Annotated in this window: 14 protein-coding genes; 4 read left to right on the top strand and 10 right to left on the bottom strand. The window is 65.1% G+C overall.

Features of this window, described 5'->3' with window-relative positions:
* Positions 1-222: 222 nt before the first annotated feature.
* From NZU74_14760 to NZU74_14750, 3 genes are read right to left on the bottom strand one after another with little or no spacing between them, the layout of a single operon-like run.
* A complete protein-coding gene (locus NZU74_14760) occupies positions 223-1,476 on the bottom strand; it encodes an ABC transporter permease (GenBank protein MCS6882594.1) in 1,254 nt (417 codons plus the stop codon).
* Positions 1,477-1,489: 13 nt separating this feature from the next.
* Positions 1,490-2,218, bottom strand: a complete 729-nt coding sequence (locus tag NZU74_14755) for an ABC transporter ATP-binding protein (GenBank protein ID MCS6882593.1) — start codon at positions 2,216-2,218, stop codon at positions 1,490-1,492.
* A gap of 60 nt (positions 2,219-2,278) precedes the next feature.
* A complete protein-coding gene (locus NZU74_14750) occupies positions 2,279-4,087 on the bottom strand; it encodes an efflux RND transporter periplasmic adaptor subunit (protein MCS6882592.1) in 1,809 nt (602 codons plus the stop codon).
* 379 nt (positions 4,088-4,466) lie between these two features.
* On the opposite strand from NZU74_14750, the gene NZU74_14745 reads away from it, so the two are divergent.
* Positions 4,467-4,958 carry an NUDIX domain-containing protein gene (locus NZU74_14745; GenBank protein MCS6882591.1) on the top strand — a complete coding sequence of 164 codons (492 nt, stop codon included), beginning with the start codon at positions 4,467-4,469 and terminating at the stop codon, positions 4,956-4,958.
* A 48-nt stretch (positions 4,959-5,006) separates the two neighbouring features.
* Here NZU74_14745 and NZU74_14740 read toward each other — a convergent pair whose 3' ends face one another.
* The 6 genes from NZU74_14740 to NZU74_14715 form a co-directional block, all read right to left on the bottom strand.
* Positions 5,007-6,626: an MFS transporter gene (locus tag NZU74_14740; protein MCS6882590.1), complete on the bottom strand. Its 1,620-nt coding sequence runs from the start codon at positions 6,624-6,626 to the stop codon at positions 5,007-5,009.
* Between the two features lie 285 nt (positions 6,627-6,911).
* Complete coding sequence (pepT, locus tag NZU74_14735) at positions 6,912-8,210, bottom strand: peptidase T (GenBank protein ID MCS6882589.1); 1,299 nt, start codon at positions 8,208-8,210, stop codon at positions 6,912-6,914.
* Positions 8,211-8,597: 387 nt separating this feature from the next.
* A complete protein-coding gene (locus NZU74_14730; protein MCS6882588.1) occupies positions 8,598-9,272 on the bottom strand; it encodes a DUF1269 domain-containing protein in 675 nt (224 codons plus the stop codon).
* A 23-nt stretch (positions 9,273-9,295) separates the two neighbouring features.
* Positions 9,296-9,460 (bottom strand): hypothetical protein, encoded by a 165-nt coding sequence (locus tag NZU74_14725; protein ID MCS6882587.1) that lies wholly within the window; start codon positions 9,458-9,460, stop codon positions 9,296-9,298.
* Positions 9,461-9,577: 117 nt separating this feature from the next.
* Positions 9,578-9,745: a hypothetical protein gene (locus tag NZU74_14720; protein ID MCS6882586.1), complete on the bottom strand. Its 168-nt coding sequence runs from the start codon at positions 9,743-9,745 to the stop codon at positions 9,578-9,580.
* A 151-nt stretch (positions 9,746-9,896) separates the two neighbouring features.
* Positions 9,897-10,181, bottom strand: a complete 285-nt coding sequence (locus tag NZU74_14715) for a hypothetical protein (protein ID MCS6882585.1) — start codon at positions 10,179-10,181, stop codon at positions 9,897-9,899.
* A 521-nt stretch (positions 10,182-10,702) separates the two neighbouring features.
* On the opposite strand from NZU74_14715, the gene NZU74_14710 reads away from it, so the two are divergent.
* The 3 genes from NZU74_14710 (at position 10,703) to NZU74_14700 (ending at position 15,060) form a co-directional block, all read left to right on the top strand.
* On the top strand, positions 10,703-11,395 hold the full coding sequence (locus tag NZU74_14710) for a response regulator transcription factor (protein MCS6882584.1): 693 nt from the start codon (positions 10,703-10,705) through the stop codon (positions 11,393-11,395).
* 76 nt (positions 11,396-11,471) lie between these two features.
* Positions 11,472-12,569, top strand: coding sequence for a hypothetical protein (locus tag NZU74_14705; protein MCS6882583.1), 1,098 nt, complete (start codon positions 11,472-11,474; stop codon positions 12,567-12,569).
* A 274-nt stretch (positions 12,570-12,843) separates the two neighbouring features.
* The gene (locus tag NZU74_14700) at positions 12,844-15,060 is read left to right on the top strand and encodes a hypothetical protein (protein ID MCS6882582.1); all 2,217 of its coding nucleotides are present in this window, start codon (positions 12,844-12,846) and stop codon (positions 15,058-15,060) included.
* Between the two features lie 135 nt (positions 15,061-15,195).
* Here the strand turns inward: NZU74_14700 and NZU74_14695 are convergent.
* Positions 15,196-16,816 (bottom strand): LuxR C-terminal-related transcriptional regulator (locus NZU74_14695; protein MCS6882581.1); only part of this gene is annotated, 1,621 nt, incomplete at its 5' end.

The following is a 16,816-nucleotide window of genomic DNA, read 5'->3' as shown; positions in this document are numbered from 1 at the left end:
GTTTTGGTTTTCACCCTCCCCCAGCCCCCTCTCTCTCCACCATAGGTGGAGAGGGAGGGGCGCCGAGCGCAGCGAGGCGGGGGAGGGTGAGGAGCGGTCCCGCCGTCGGTTGGAACGGCCAGGGGAAACCGGGTTTCCCCGTACTCCTGCCGGCCGGGCGGGTCCGGGAAGGCGTAGCCCTCCCGGAAAACCCTGCTTCGCCTCCCTCTTCCCGAAGGGCCCCTACTCCGTCCGCAGGGCCTCGATTGGATTGAGCCGCGAGGCCTGGAGAGCTGGAAAAAAGCCAAAGATCACCCCGACGGCGGCGGCGATGCCGGTGGCGAGGGCGATGTTGCTCACGTAGACGCGCGCCACGGCGCCCTCGGCCTCGAACAGGTTAACCAGGATGAAAGTGCCCAGCAGTGACAGGCCAAAGCCCAGCAGGATTCCCGCCGCGCCGCCGATCAGACAGAGGGTGAGGGCTTCGATCAGGAACTGGAGCAAAATATCCCGGCGCTTTGCGCCCACCGCCTTCCGCAGCCCGATTTCGCGGGTGCGCTCGGTGACGCTGACCAGCATTATATTCATGATCCCGATGCCGCCGACCAGCAACGAAATGCCGGCGACAATGCCGAGGAAGGTGTTGAAGCCGCCCACCACCACGTTGAGCTGCGCGGCGATCTGCTCCGGGTTAATGATGGTAAAGTCGTTATCCTGGTAGGTGAGCCGGTGCTGCTCGCGCAGGATCATGGTCACCTGGCGAATGGCCTCGTTAATCTCGGCCACACTGCGCGCCCGCACGGTCATAATCGAGACGTTGACGCGATCGCTTACCTGGTTGCGGTAGAGCCGGGTGACGCCGGTGCTGTAGGGAACAAAGACCGCCTCGGCCGGGTCAGCGCCAACCGAAACCGAGCCTGGTTCGGTAGCCAGCACGCCGATGACCTCGAAGCCGACCCCGTTAAGGGCCAGACGCCGGCCGACCGCGCTGCCCGTGTCGCCATAGAGGTATTCGGCCACCAGTTTCCCGATCACCGCCACGCGGGCGCGCTCGCGGTCCTCGTCGGCGGTAAAGAGCCGTCCGGCGGCGAGGTCCTGCGGGGTGACCTCGAACCAGGCGGTGTTTACGGCGCGCACATTGTAGCGGCCGCGGCGCTGGCCGGCGCTGGCCTGGGCCTCGCTGCTGAACTCGATGGCCACCTGCACCACTGCCGGCGCCCGGCCCGGGGCCATAATCGCCTCGGCATCGGCGGCGCTCAGGCGCGCGGCGGTAATCGCTTCCACCCGGTTGCTGTCAACGAAAGGCGCGACGTAGAAATTGCCTGCGCCGAGCTGGGCGAACTGGTCATTCAGGAACCGCTGAAAGCCATTGCCCAGGGCCAGCATGCCGATGACGGCGCCGACGCCGATGACGATGCCGAGCATCGTCAGAGCTGAACGGAGCTTATTGTTGGCCAGCGCCCGCAGGGCGACGCGGAAGGACTCGATGAGATACATCGTGGTTCCCCGATCAATCCGCTGGAGTGGACTCTACGGCGGTGGCTGCACCGGCGATGATCCGCTCCTGCACCGGCTCGTCGCCGGCGATGAGTCCGTCGCGCACGCTGATGATCCGCTCGGCGTGGTGAGCGACGTCGTGTTCGTGAGTGACGATGATTACTGTGATGCGCTGTTCGCGATTGAGCCTCTGAAAAATGCCCATAATTTCCTCGCCGGTGCGGGTGTCGAGGGCGCCGGTAGGCTCGTCGGCCAGGATGATGCGCGGCTCGTTGACCAGCGCGCGGGCAATGGCCACCCGCTGCTGCTGGCCGCCTGAGAGTTCGTTGGGCTTGTGGTGCAGGCGATCAAGCATACCCACTGCGGCCAGGGCCGCCCGCGCCCGCTCGTGGCGATTGCCGCCCTTGCTGCCGTAGAGCATCGGCAGTTCGACATTGCGCAGGGCGGTTGTGCGAGGGAGGAGCATATACTGCTGAAAGACGAAGCCAATCTTCTGATTGCGGATCTCGGCCAACTGATCGTCGTCAAGTTCCGCGACGTTGATGCCGTCGAGGTAGTATTCGCCGCTGGTGGGCTGGTCCAGGCAGCCAATGATGTTCATCAGGGTGGATTTACCGCTGCCCGACGGCCCCATAATTGCCACGAACTCGCCCTCGCGGATGCTCAGGGTGATCCCACGAAGCGCGTGGACCTCGACGTTGCCCATACGGTATACTTTGGTCAGGTTTTTGACGACGATCAGTTCTGTCATGGTTCTTGCGTCAGGCCTGGTTTCACCGGCGCCTTAGCCTCGCGCGATGTCTTACCTGTTCGGTCGCCCGGTCGGAATAAACGTACTGACCACGTCCGGCACCAGCACTTCGTCGCCGGCTTCGAGGCCGCTGAGGATCTCAACGAATTCGCTGTTGCTAAGGCCGATGTCCACCTCGCGGCGCGCGCCGGGCGGCGGGGCCGGCTGGCCGGGCGGGGCCGGCTGGGGGCGCAGCGAAGGGTCAGGCACGTAGACGTAGCTGCGCCCGCCCTCCACCCGCAGCGCCCGCCGTGGAACGAGCAGGGCGTTGTCTTTCTCAGCGGTAATGATCTCAACCACTGCGGTCATGCCAGGGCGAACGTCCGGGTTGCCGCCGTCGAGCGTCACCGTCACCGTGTAGCTGGTGGTGCCGGTCTCGCTGCGGGTCGCCTGCGGAGCGATGGTGGTCACGTTCCCGCCGATTGTCTGCCCGGGCAAGGCGTCGAGGCGGATCTCGGCGCGCTGGCCGACCTCTACCTGGGCGATGTCGAGTTCATCAACCGGCACATCGATGTGGTAACTGCTCACGTCTACCAGGGCGATGAAGGCCGTGGCGCCAGCCGGCTCGCCCACGCGCATCTCGACGCGGCCCACGCTGGCGGCGAAGGGCGCTGTCAGCGTGCCAAGCTCCAGGTTGCGTCGGGCCTGGCGCAGGGCCACCTCGGCGCGCGCAACGGCGGCCTCGCGGGCCGTGAGGGCGCTGATGGACGGATCGGCCAGCAGGCGGTCGAGAGCGGCCTGGGCAATGGTGACATTGGCCTGCTGGGCTGCCAGGCTGCTGGCGCGGTTGGCGCCGGTGAGCTGGTCGAGGCGCGCCTGGGCCCGCTGCACCTCGGCGCGGGCGCTGGCCAGCTCTTCGGGCCTGGCGCCGGCGAGCAGCCTGTCGCGGGCGTCGAGGGCGCTGGTCAGATCGGCCTCGCGGGCGGCAAGGACGCTGATCTCGTCGGCGCGAGCCTGTTCGTAGGCAATCCGCGCCGCCTCCAGGGCGGCCTCGGCGTCGGCGACGGCCCGCCGGGCGGCGGTCTCGCGATCCACGCGCTCGCGCGGCAGTTCGCCGGGGAGCTTTTCCAGTTCGCGGTTCTCCCAGTAGATCCGGCTGTACTCGTCCTGAGCGTTGCGCAGGGCGTTGGCGCGGGTCTCCAGGTCGATCCGGGCGCGCTCCTTGGCCGCCGAAAGGCTCACACGGGCCTGTTCCAGAGCCGTCTGGGCATTCTGCACGCGCTGGTTGGCGCTGCTCACCTCATCGGCGGCGGGGCCGGCTTCGAGGCGCGCCAGGCGCGCCCTGGCGCTCTCCAGTTCGGCTCGCGCGGCGTCAATGTCGGCCTGAGTGACGCTGCTCTGGGTCTGGGCAAGCTGGCTGCGGGCCTGGGCGACACGAGCGCGGGCCTCGGCGATCTCCTGTTCGCTCGCCCCGGCCAGCAGGGCTTCCAGGTCAGCCTGGGCCTGCCGCAGATCGGCCTGGGCGCGTTCGACCTGCAACTGCAAGTCGGTCAGATCAACCCGGGCCAGCGGCTGCCCCTGCTCCACCCGGTCGCCTGGACGGACGAGGATCTCACGGACGGTGCCGTTGACCTCGAAACGCACCTGCGCCTCGGCGGCCGGTTCAACATTGCCCGTGGCGCTGACGCTGGCGGCGATAGGGCCGGTTACCACCGTAGCCCGCTGCCAGCCCTCCGGCAGCGCGCCTGGCGCCTGGCCGCGCGGCCTCAGGCCGAACAGGGCGCCAGCGATGAGCGCCAGAACCAGCGCGCCGCCGCCAATCATCCACATCGCGCGCCGGCGATTGCGTGTTCGTCTGCGGGGGCTTTCCCCGAGTGTCATACCTGTCAACTCCTGCGATGAACACGGGCCACGAAGAGCAGGTCAGGGAGGGCGCCGCCATCGCGGCGCGCGCTCCGCCGCTCAGTATCGGCGATACGACGTGCATCTGCATCGCCCGGTTGCACGATGGCCTTGCAACGAACCGCCGATGGCAGATCCTTCTCTGGTACGATACCACAAGACTGCGCGCGCGCCTGTACCGATGTGCCGCAGAGCGTGCAGAGGACAGGCTTTTCAAAACTCTTCGCGCCCTCTGCGGTGCGCAGGTGTTCGGTAGATGTGAACCCTATCCTGCGCGCCTCTCCGCGCCAGACTGCGACAGAATGCCGTATAATGCACCAACGTATTCGCCCGCCGGCTGTGACCTGGAGCTCTGCGCATGTATCGCCAGCACACCTATTGCTCGTTTTGCGGACGTCCGTTTCAGGAAGGCCAGCGCTGGCCGCGGGTCTGCGGCCACTGCGGCAGCACGACCTATCGCAACCCCTTGCCGGTTGCGCTGGTATTGGTGCCGGTTGACGACGGGTTGCTGGTGATCCGTCGCGCCGCCGCCCCCCGGCAGGGCCAGCTAGCCCTCCCCGGCGGCTTTGTGGAGATGCACGAAAGCTGGCAGCAGGCCGCGGCGCGAGAGTTGCGCGAGGAAGCGGGCGTAATTGTAGCCCCTGAGCTGATCACCGACTTCGGCGCTCGTTCCACCAACGACGGCTATCTGCTGGTGTTCGGCCTCGGTCCCCATCTGGACGGGGCGGAGTTGCCGTCGTTCGTGCCCAACCGCGAAGCCGAGGCGCGGGTGATCATCACCGCGCCCACTGAACTGGCCTTTCCCCTGCACACTGAGATGGTTCACCGGTTTTTTGCGCGCCGGTCGTAGGGTTATGGCAACCCGGAGGGTCACACCACCAGGACCAGAACATCGCCTCTACCGGCGCCGTTCCGGCAGCGCCTCGATCAGGCGGCGCGGCGCCAGCCGCAGCCATACCCAGGCGATCGCGCCGCTGCCCACGCAAACCACTCCCCCGACGACGAGCGCCGCGGCGATCGCCACGCTGTAGGACTCGCGGTAGGCGTTGAGCAGGCCCATAAGGATCAGCGCCTGGGGGTGCTGGGCCAGTTCTTCCACCGGGATGCTGCTTTGCAGCAGGACATCGAGGACCTTTTTGGCCTGCGCGATCTGTTCCTCGCTGGCGCCCAGCGCCTGGAGACGCTGGGTGAAATCGGCAAGTCCCTGCTGGACGATCACGGCGTTGAGCACCACGCCGGACAGCGCTCCGCCCACCAGCCCCGCCGCCCGGTTGATGCCCGCGGTTACACCAGTCAGATCGCCCGGCAGCGCCGAGAAGAAGAAGGTGGTCCAGCTCGTCGAAGCAATAAGGAAGCCCAGACCGAACAGCACCATGACCGGCGCCAGGAACAGGTACGGCGTATTCGGGCGGGCCAGCGCCGAAAGGATCATCGCCACGCCCATGGTTGCCAGCCCGGTTCCTACGGCGACGTAGTAGGGCTGTCTGATAGTGAAACGGTTAACCCAGCGCAGGGTGAAGATGTTCCCCAGGAGAATGGGTGAAAGCGCGAGCCCGGCGACCAGCGCCGAAAACTCCTTGACCGTGAAGAAGTACTGGTACATCCGCACCGTGTACCCGGACAGCGCGAAACTAAGCACGGCCGTCAGCAACAGCGTCAGGGTGAAGTAGTAATGGGGGATGCGGCGCAGGGCCACGAGCAGGCCAGGCTCGCGCCGGTACCGCGACCAGAAGACCAGCCCGATGGTCGTCAGGAAGCCGACCGCGATCCCGGTAACGCTGACCGGGTTGCGCCAGGCCCGGTAGGTCTGAGCCGCCACGAGCCCGAAGAGCAAGGCCAGTGCCACGAGCGTCCACGCGGCGGCGACAATCGCTTCCAGACGCCGGAAGCCGCCCTGGGCCAGACTCTCCGGGATGTAACGCCAGCTCAAATTGATGCCGATCAGCCCGAAGAGGATCGGAATGATCAGAGCCCAGCGCCAGCCGAAAAAGTGCTCGATGGGAATGGCCGCCAGGCTCGTCAGGGTTCCCAGACCGCTGACGAACGACATGATCAGCAGCGCGGTCTTGCGCTCCGGACCGCTGAAGACGATGCGGACCATTCCCAGGGAGATGGGAAAGACCAGGGCCCCAAAGATCCCCGCCAGTCCTCGCACGATCACCAGCGAGGGCAGGTTCCATACCAGCAGCAACAGGATGTTGCTCGCTGTCACACCGATGGCCCCGATCAGAAAGATCCTGCGGCGCCCGAAGAGATCCCCCAGCACGCCGCCGATGAGCTGGAACGAAATAAAAATGACCGTGCCCACACTGGCCAGGATGCGGTAGACTTCGCCGCCCTGGCCAAATGCTCTGGCAGGGACGTCGGGGCCGATCACCCACAGGTGCGGCTCGGAGAGTTTGGCGAAGACCACCACGCAGCAGGCGGCGAGGATCCGCCAGCGCAGCGGATCAAGCCCGGCGCCGGCCTGTTCCCCTGCCTCCAGCGGCTGTGCGACGGGGTTGGTTTGCGTGATCATAGGGTGGGTAAGGTAATATAAAGATACGGTCTATTACTACTGCGGGGCCGCCGCGGCTTCTCCTGCCATGTGGATTCTCCTTGTTGGGGCCTTGCCCCCGAGGCAAACATTCGTGGTCCACACCCTCCCCCTGCCCCCCCGCTCCATAGCAGGTGGAGCGGGAGGCGGGGGCGGGTGAGGAGCGGCGTCCCACTTCCAGGTAGGAGGAGGATCGGGAAACCTGGTTTCCCCGTGCCCCTGCCCGCGGGGAAAACGGGTGGCAGCGCCACCCTGGCGCGGGGAGGTTTAGCCCACCCAGTCCGCTGGTTCGGCCCGCGTCGCGCCGGGCAGGGCCCTGGGCTGCGCTGACCACAGCTCCGCCAGCTTGATAACCATCTCGGTCGCCCGCGCCATGTCCTGGAGGCTGACCCATTCCAGCGGCCCGTGAATCTCCTGCATGCCGGTGAAGAGATTGGGCGTCGGCACACCCATCTCGGTCAGGCGCGAGCCGTCGGTGCCGCCCCGCACCGGGACCGAGAACGGCTCCACCCCCACCTGCCGGCAGGCCTCCCGGGCCAGTTCGACCGGGCGCATGTCCTTTTCGAGCCAGTAGCGCATGTTGCGGTAGCTCGGGGTGATGGTGCAGGTGATCTTCGCCCGCGGCTCAGAGACCTGGACGACGGCGCAGATCTTTTGCAGCAGCTCGCCATGGGCCCGCAGGCCGTCCAGTTCAAAATCGCGCAGCGCCACCTCAATGGTCGCCTCGGCCGCGTTTCCGTGCAAATCGCTGACAAACAGAAAGCCCTCGCGCCCTTCGGTGGTCTCTGGAGTGAGGCGCGTCTTGGGAAGCATGTCAACGATTCTGGCCGCCAGATGCAGGGCGTTGACCAGTTTGCCCTTAGCCCAGCCAGGGTGGATCGGCACGCCCTGAACCCGCACGCGGGCCGCGTCGGCCGAGAAGGTCTCGTAGACCACTTCGCCCAGGTGCGCGCCGTCGAGGGTGTAGGCCACGTCGGCCTGCAGATCCCCCGGCAGGTTGGGATGCACCCCGCGCCCGATCTCTTCATCGGGGGTGAAGCAGACGCGGATGGGGCCGTGGGGAATGGAGGAGTTTTCGAGCAGGTGGCGCGCCATAACCATCACAATCGCCACGCCGGCCTTATCGTCGGCGCCCAGCAGGGTCGTGCCGCTGGCGGTGACGATGTCCTCGCCAATCTTGCCCGCCAGGTAGGGGTAGTCTCTGGGTGAGAGCACCAGGTCCGGGTTATCGGGGAAGCGGATGTCACTGCCGTCGTAGGCCCGGTGCACCACCGGCTTGACGCCCGCGCCATTAAAGGCCGGCGCGGTGTCCACGTGGGCCAGGAAGGCGATGGTGGGCGGATCGGCGACCGTTGTCGTGGCCGGAATGGTCGCCAGCACCGCTCCGTAGTCGGTCAGGCGCACGTCCCGGGCGCCAATCGCCCGCAACTCTTCCACCAGGAGATTGAGCAGGTCGAATTGCCGGTTCGTGCTGGGTGAGGTGAAGGAGGCGGGGTCGCTGGTGGTGTCAATGCGCACATAGCGCAGGAAGCGCTCTTCGAGTTCGGCTTTCAGGCTGTCGTTCATGACGGGTATGCTGCTCCTTTGAAGTGCAATGGAGAAACCAGGTTTCCCCACGCCCCGCCTGATGGGAGGATCTGGCAGGGCGAAGCCCCCCGGAAACGCTCCTGAGACTACGGTTCTCGGGCAGGTTGCCGTTGGCCGGGTTCCGCCTCCCTCCCACCGTAACTGTTCACACTTCTCCTGGGAGCGAGGGCATCTTGCCCTCGAATCCTGACGAGGGCGGGACGCCCTCGCTCCCAGGTCTGCGGGGTTGCCCCAACTTTGAACACGCACCTCCCAGCCTCCCTCCAGAGGGGGAGACGCCCGATTCCCTCTCCCGGCGGGGGAGGGTCAGGGAGGGGGACGGGTCGGTGCAGGACGGGAACGTACCCGGAGCCACGCCTTGCGTGCCTACGATTTTTCCCCGGTCGTCTCGCCGCCTTCGGCTTCCGGCTCCTCGTCGGTGAACTGGGCGTCGCCGATGAAAATGCCCTCCTCGCCGGCGATCACGCCGGTGACGCGCACACCCTCCGGGCCTTCGGCCACTCGGGCAAGGCCCTCGCCAGACTCCCCGGCCATGGCGGTGTAGAGCACGTTGCCGCCGGCCTCCAGTTGCGCGCGGATGTCGGCGGCGATGGCGCTGCGCAGCACCGACGCCCCGGCCTCGACCAGCGCCTCCTCGATCTGCGGAATCCACTTGTGCTCGATCACCGCCACAATTGCCGACGATCCCGGCGTCAGCGCCTCGCCGATGCCCTCCATGGCGCGTCTGGTCGGCAGGCCCGCCAGGCGGCCCGCCAGCATGCCCACCGCACCGCCGCCCAGGGCCGCCCAGCCCACCGGGCCGGCCAGCAGGCCCACGAGGCCGCCCACGACCCCGCCAGTGATCAGGCCGGTGGTGCGCCGGCTGCGCCGCTTCGAGTCGATGACCTTGAGTTTGCCGTTCTCGTCTTTGACTACCACCGCCGCGTCAATGATCCCGATCAGCCCTTCCTTGCGCCCCTGCTTGAGGTCGTCCATCATCGCGCGGGCGCTGGTCTGGTCACTGAAGGCCGCCACGATCACCTGCACCGGAGCCTCGCTCATGGTTGGCATCTCCTTCCTCGCCGCTATGCCCGGCGCTCCAGACGCGCCAGTTCCTCCAGGTATACGATCGCCGTCTCGATGCCTCGCTGAAACATCTCGACGCGGTAACTCTCGTTCGGGGCGTGCAGACCGTCAGAAACCGAACAGTTCCTCCAGAAAGCGCTCGGCGTTGGCCGGCTCGCACGCATACCGGCGCGCGCCGTCGCTCACTGAACTCATCCAGGCTCTCCTTTCTCTCCGCCCTTCAATTGGGTTAGCGGGGAAACCAGGTTTCCCCGCCCCTTGCCCATCGGCAGTCTTCGGTATCACCAGGGCGCCCGCTTCGGCTTCGCGACGGTCGCCATTTCCTCGGTCGTCTCCACCGAGATCTCCTCGGGCTTGTAATGGGGCAGTTTGCCGGCAGGGATAATCGCCAGCGCCGGCACCGGTTTCAGCCGGAAACTCAGCCCAAAGATCGCCGCCGCCAGGATCACCAGCAGGCCGAAGGCGTACCGCCAGCTCAGAAACGTGCCCAGGGCCCCGGCAATCAGGAAGGCCAGAATCGTAGCCGAGGCCTGCGCCGCGCCCAGGTGCCCCGGCGCTCTGGACTGCTGCCGCCCCTTCTGCGGGAAACAGCGGAAAACTCTATACTTGCCTATCGGGATGGTTGTCTGAAAGAGCTTCCCCTGGGGGGGCAGCCGGTGGGGAAGACATCACAAAGCCAAGGATTTCATAACCCCACATAGCCAGCCAGCCGAGAATGCCAAGCAGCGCCGCCTGATCGGGCAGGCGGCCCCTAAGCAGGCTGATCTCGCCGTCGTCGGTATGCTGGTAAGCGATCTGCATGCGCAGTTCCGTTTCCCAGTGCGGCTCAACATGTCCTCGCACGTGGATGGTGTACATCTTCGGACCGTGGCCGGAAAGGGTCATGTGCGCATCATTTCACTATTCGAACCAGCGGCGCTCTCTGTAAGGGTAGCACCAGACCCTGCGCGTCGCATCACATGAAATGAAGTAGATCTGGGGAAGCCGGTAGAAGACACCGGCGAGCAAACGGTCAGTAACAGCATAGACCATCGCCGCCGGGTCACATTGTGCGTGGATGGCCGGCGGCGAAGGAAATTACTCCTTTTTGTGTGACGCCGCAGCGCAGCCGGAGTGTTACACTAAAACGCAGTCTAATCGCACAACTATCCCACGATCCTCAAAATGCGGTTCAGGTTGAAGTAAGGTCCTCCCGGAGGGTTATGCACCGTCACTATAACGAGGGGACGGAAGCGTAAGTTCCCCGGCTCAAGCCGCTGCACAGTGTGGTCTGCACAGCGATAGTCATGTCGGCCTGGATTGCACCGCATCGCAGCCGTTTGGAGGAGCGGGAGACCTCTGGCCGGGGTGGAGCGACTTCCGCCGATAACGGAATGCCAAGGGTAACGATGATGGGACAGAAAGGGATGATTCGACTGATCAGCGCCGACGCACAGGCGATTTTCCGGGCCGGCATCCGGCAGATCTGTTCTACCTTTCCCGACTTCGAGATCGTCGGTGAAGCAAGCCGCAGCGCCGATGTGCTGACACTCTGTGAGCGCCTGCGTCCTGATCTGGTATTGCTCGACGGCGCCTTGCCTGGCGCGCTTAGCCTTATTGCACAGATGCGCCAGCAGTATCCGAAGGTGAGCGTCATTGTTCTCGTTGACCGGGTAGATGAGACGCTGCTGCGTCACGGGCTGCAACTCGGCATCGTTGGGTACTTGCTGAAGCAGATTGACGCCTTCGACCTGGTACAGGCCATCAGGAGCGCCGCTGGCGGCCTGTTGACGATTGACCCCGACATCGCCGCACTGGCTATTGTCGGGCAAAATGAAAACGATCTCGATCAGGAGGAGTTGTCGGAGCGTGAACAGGCCGTCTTGAGCCTGCTGCTCCAGGGCATCTCCAACAATGACATTGCCCGGCGCTTGCAGATCAGTTCATCAACCGTAAAATTTCACCTCCGAAACATCTATAGCAAACTTAGCAAACTGGGGGTGCGCTCGCGAGCGGAGGCTCTGGCAATGATCTATGGGCAGCGAACTGTTGCGTCACCCGATGCTTCGGAACCCTACCCGGAAACGCTACGGCGCCGTTCGCTCGCGCTGGCGGTATAGGCGTATAATGGTGAGCGTCGGACCGGCGCGCAGCCGGGTGACTCGCCCGTTCGTCTAGCCACAAGGAACATTTCCAATGAACCGCCAGGACATTGTTGATCTCGCTGCTGTTCGCGAGTATCCGTGCCTTACTATCACTCTGCCTACCCATCGCACCTCGCCCGATAATCGCCAGGACCCGATCCGCCTCAAGAACCTGGTTGCTGAGGCGACCAACCGGCTCACCGGCGAACTGGGCAAGCGCGAGGTGGCGTCGGTGCTGCGCCTGCTCGAACAGGCGACCGCAGATATTGACCACGAGCACAACCTCGATGGCATGGCGATCTTTGTGAACGCCGAGATGACGAAGATGTTCCGTCTGCCCTTCACGCTGCCTGAGCGTGTCGTGGTGGATGATACGTTCTTCGTTCGCGACTTGATCTACGCCTTCAATCGCTCGCCGCGCTACTGGGTGCTGGCTCTCTCTGAGCAGCAGACCCGCCTCTTCGAGGCCGTGCGCGACGACCTCGAGGAGTTGCGTCCCGGCACGCCCTTCCCGATGAGCAACCCCAATCTGAGCAGCGGGCGGCCCGGTCCTAAGGATGTGGCAATCAACTACTCACTACTGCGCGATGAATACAGCCGGAACTTCTTTCGCAATGTGGATCATGCTCTGGGAACGTTCATGGCCCGAGATCCGCTGCCCCTTGCTCTGGCCGGCGTTGATCGCAACATCGCTTTTTTTCGTGAAGTGACCAGCCATGCCAATCAGATCATCGCCACCCTGACGGGCAACTACGATGCCACCTCGGCCCACGACCTGGGCAAAATGATCTGGCCACCGGTTCGCGAAAGCCTTGGCGCGCGCCGCCTGGCGATCTTCGACGAGTTGAACGCCGCTGTTGGCGCGCAGCGCTCGGCCTCCACCATCGGCGAGGTCTGGCGCTTCGCCCACGAAGGGCGCGGCGCGACCCTCGTGGTTGAAGAGGGCTACCACGAGCCGGCCCTGATTGATCCCTCTGATCTTGCCGGCAACATTATCCTCAATCCCGACCAGACCAGCGGCCCCGAGGCGCTCGATGACGCCGTGGACGCGGTGATCGTCAAGGTGCTTGAGAAGGGTGGTCGTGTGGTGTTCGTTGACGATGGCTCCCTTCCTCAGCACGGTCGGATCGCCCTGATTTTGCGCTATTAGCGCTGATGCCCCACTCTCTCGGGGTGTGACGTATCCGGGTCCGGCGCCGTCACCTCATCTGTAGTGAAATCTTTGGAGGCTGCAGCCCTCCGCGATCCGGATCGTTCGGCCCGCGGTATACGCAATCTCCAGCGAGTAGTTGTTGGAATGAGCGTGCCTGGCAAGAGCGGCGCAGGCAGGCAAGCTGGCTGTTTTTTCGCAGAAGCGTGGCCAGGCAGCTTGCTTTGCGTTGCTCGCAACGTGCCTGCGCCCCCCAGCGGGGCAGGAGGAGGTTATGCGCCGATTGTTCCAGAGCAACGCGCTACGGCGCGCCGGATTATTCGTTGGCCTGATCCTGGTTCTTGTGCCCGTGCTCATCGCCTCGATCGCTCGCGGCGAAGGAAGCCGCACCCTCTATCCCGAACCGGTGCCTGGACGCTTTCGCGCCCATCTCGAATGGACGGCGCGCACCTACGGCGGCGGCGATTCGCCCGTAATCCTCGCCCGGCGCACTCTGCTGCGCCTCTACGCCCGGCAAGGCGAGCAGATCCTGCTCGGATCAAGCGCGATCAATGTTAGCGGTGAGCCAAACCTCGGTGACATTCTGGTCTACAACCCTGGCATTGTGACCGGGTTGATCGGTCAGGAAGCGCTTCCCGCCCTGGCCGGACCGGCCGTTCCGCCGCAGCCGGGCGCCTTTACGAATGGCTTTAGCTGTAACGCCTATCGCGCAGCGACAGGAGGGGGCCCGAATGTGGGCCGGATCGAAAACCGCGCCCAGGAGCTGGCCGGCCCGCTGCCCAACCCTGGCGGGTACACCCCCTGCGTGTATAACGCGCCGGTCACGGGGATCTACTTCGTGGCCTTCATCGGCCCGTCGGGACCTAGCAGTACCGAGGTGCCCGTTGTCAGCGGCGGGCTTGATAATCCCACCGCCGACGATTTTGGCCCGCTTCAGCGCACCAGTGTGACGGCCTGGGACGTGACGGTGCGTGACGCCGGAGGCGTCGAGCGTCCTGGCCGGCTCTTCGCCTATTACTTCGCTGCCATCACTGGCGGGAACGGCCGCCCGATTGCCGCCACGGCCTATGTGGTAACCGACTCCGGGTTCATTTACCGGGTCAGCTCCCGAGGCGATCCGTTTGGCTTTCTCTTCTACGCCAATCAACTCGGCTTTCAGATCAATGTTCCCGGCCAGCCTCCGCGGCCGCTCTACCGCGCCCTGCTGGCTGACCCCACCGCCTCCTTCGATGATCAGAACGGGTTGATCCAGTTGCAAGGCGACGGCGAAGTGAGCCTGTCGGCGCCGCGGTATCCCATTTTCGCCAACCTGCCCGATCCGGAGGTGCTGACGGTCCTGGGCATTCCATTAACCCCGGTCCCTCCGCTCATCGGCAATCTGAGCTTTACCGGTCCAAGGGGTGGGAATACCACCGGCATCGGCGAGGGTGGGACCTTCAGCTTCACTGCCTCCCAGCCCGGCAACTATCAACTGATCATCAGCCGTGATGGGGTGAACTTTGACCCGAACAATCCCCAGAACCGCGCCTTCCGCGGTGTCGCGTCCGCCGGCGCCCCGACAGGCACCGCCTGGGCGGGACAGGATAACGCCTTTTCTCCGGCGCAGACGCCAATCGCGGTAACCATCCCCTGGGACGGGCGGGATAACGCCGGCCAGTTGTTCCCGGTCGGCGATTTCCAGGCGCGAGCCGTGATGCTGGGCGGCGAGATTCACTTTCCCTTCGTGGACGTAGAGAACAACATTGACGGCGGGCCGATCCTCGAGTTGACCAACCCGCCCAACGGCGCCTGCCCGCCCTGGAACGGCGGCTGCTTCGGCGCGTTCTACGATGACCGGGGCTATCGCACCCCCTCCGGCGTCCTGATCGGCCAGGCCGAGAATGGCCCCCTCTGTCCGGGTAACGCGGCCAATCCCAACGGCTTCGGCAACCCGCCGAACCCGCCGGCGAGCGATCCGCTGCTGGGCTACGACACTCGCAGCGGTCAGCGGGCCTTTGGCTTTACAGAAGGCGGCAACCCTGCCCTGCCGCCGGGGGTTTGTCGCGAAGATGGGGGGCATGGTGACAAGAAGGGGTTGGATCTCTGGACATTTTACCCCAGCAACATCCTGACGGCGCCCCTGCGCGTAATCGATCCGACGGCAGTGACGCTCCGCAGCTTGACGGCCACCCGCACCCCCGCCGGGGTGGTGGTTGCCTGGGAAACGGGAGTGGAGCCTGGCGCCGAGAGCTTCCACATTCTGCGTAGCAGCAGCGGCAATCTGGAAGACGCCGTGCGGGTGACCGGCGCGCCCATCCCGGCCCGTGGCAGCGCAACCAGTGGCGCTACGTATAGCTGGACCGATCAGGGGGCGGGTGCGAGCAATCTCACCTACTGGCTGGAGGAGCGGGAGGTCAGTGGCGCCAGGCGCCTCTACGGCCCGGTGCGACCCGCGCCCGGACCGGCTGCCGGTGGCGAGCGGGTTTACATGCCCGTTATCATCAGACGGTAGTGAGGCGGGAGCAGGAAAAGCGGTTTTTGCCTGTGGGCGCAACCCGGAGGGTTGCGCCCACAGGCAAGACCGGAGGGTTGCGCCTATGGGGTTGCCCCTCAGCAGGGAGGGCAGCGGACTGACCCGCTCGCCCTGCTAGGGCAACAAACCTAGAGCCCGGCCTATGGCTACGGCTTCGCGGCGACTGTTGACCCCCAGTTTGTCGTAGATCGTGCTGGTGTGTTTGCGGACGGTGTTCACCGATACTGATAACCGGTCGGCTATCTCCTGGTTCGACCAGCGTTCGGCGAGCAGAACCAGAATCTCTCGCTCGCGGCGCGTCAGCGCCTCCACGGGCCGCGGAGGGCCGGATTGCCGCCGTTGCGCGGTGACAGGTTCCGCCCCAGATGCCGCCAGCACGCGCTCCAGGTACTCTGTCGCTACGCCCCGCTGCATAAGGGCGCGCAGCAACGGTTCGATGGCCGGGCCAAGATCGACCAGCGCGCGCACCAGGTTCTGCGGCGCGGCCAGTTGCACCGCCCTCTCAAGAATGTCGAGCGCCTCGATGGGACGCTGCTGCGCGTGCCGTAGCAACGCGTGCAGCGCCAGCGCCGTAATCAACAGGCGCCGGTTGTGAACCTGCTCCAGGGTGTGCAGGTAACTGCTGAGTAACGTTTCCGCACGCGCCAGCGCGTCGTGATCCGCCGTGGCGATCAACACCTGGACCTGCGACAGTTGGGGCGTCTCGAGGGAGATGCGCAGGCCCATGAAGATATCCGTCCCAATCCTGTCTGCGTAGCGCCGGGCCGCCGCAAGATCGCCCATGGCCAGCGCTACCCGCGCCGCGCCTCCCAACGCCACGTGAAGCAAGGCGGGGCTGCCAACATTGCGGGCGAACAGCAGCGCCTCCTCGATATAACCTTGCGCCTCGCTAAAGTCCTTCCGCGCCGCGGCGACCAGCGCCATGCCGATGATGCTGTTGAGGCAGGTCGGGTGATCTGCCTGATATTTACGATCTATAATCAGTCTAAAATGCGCTTCGGCTTCTGAAAGGTTATTTGACTCGTAATATGCCCTGGCCAGGCAATGCGCCGTATAGCCGAACCAGAAGTCGCCAGGTTGCTCAACAGCGACAAGGGTGGACATTCGGCGAGCCTCGTGCAGCAGTGCATCCACGTTGCCCGTAATGATGTGCATCCAGCACAGACTCGTGCGCCGAGCTAACTCAAAGCGCCTTCCCAGGATTGATCGGACATCGGGAAGATCGCTGCGAAGCAGCCGAAAGCCTTCCTCATGCTGGCCATTCAGGACATAAGCAAGGCCCAGAAACAGCAGGGCCTGAACGGCGAGATCCTGTGAAGGCTGGAGGCGCAGCGCCTGCTGTAACTCATGGATGGCATCGGTGGGGTGGCCTTTCCAGCAGGCAAGAATACCCCGCAGCGCCGCCAGATCGCCCGCAGCCCCGGCCCGCGGCAGCGTCAGATCGGGATCGTAGGCGCTGGCGAGTAAGGCGTCGAGGTTGGTCAGGGCGCTTTCCAGTCCTTCAATATCCGTACTGAAGACTGCAAGACGAGCCTGGATCAAACTCAGCCCCTGGCGGCGAGCGATCAGGTGGCGGGGCAGGAGATCGAGCCAGGTGCACACTGACTCGCTTGCTGCGACACTGTCCAGGTCCCGCATGAGTTGCTCCTCGACCAGCCGGGCCGCGGCGTCGTCCTCACCGGCGGCGAGGTAGAGACGCACCGCCTCCTCCACCTGCCCGTCCGCGGCCAGCCAG

This window comes from Chloroflexaceae bacterium (assembly GCA_025057155.1).
In the GTDB taxonomy this organism is placed as follows: domain Bacteria; phylum Chloroflexota; class Chloroflexia; order Chloroflexales; family Chloroflexaceae; genus JACAEO01.
This window is presented reverse-complemented; position numbering and strand designations above follow the sequence as displayed.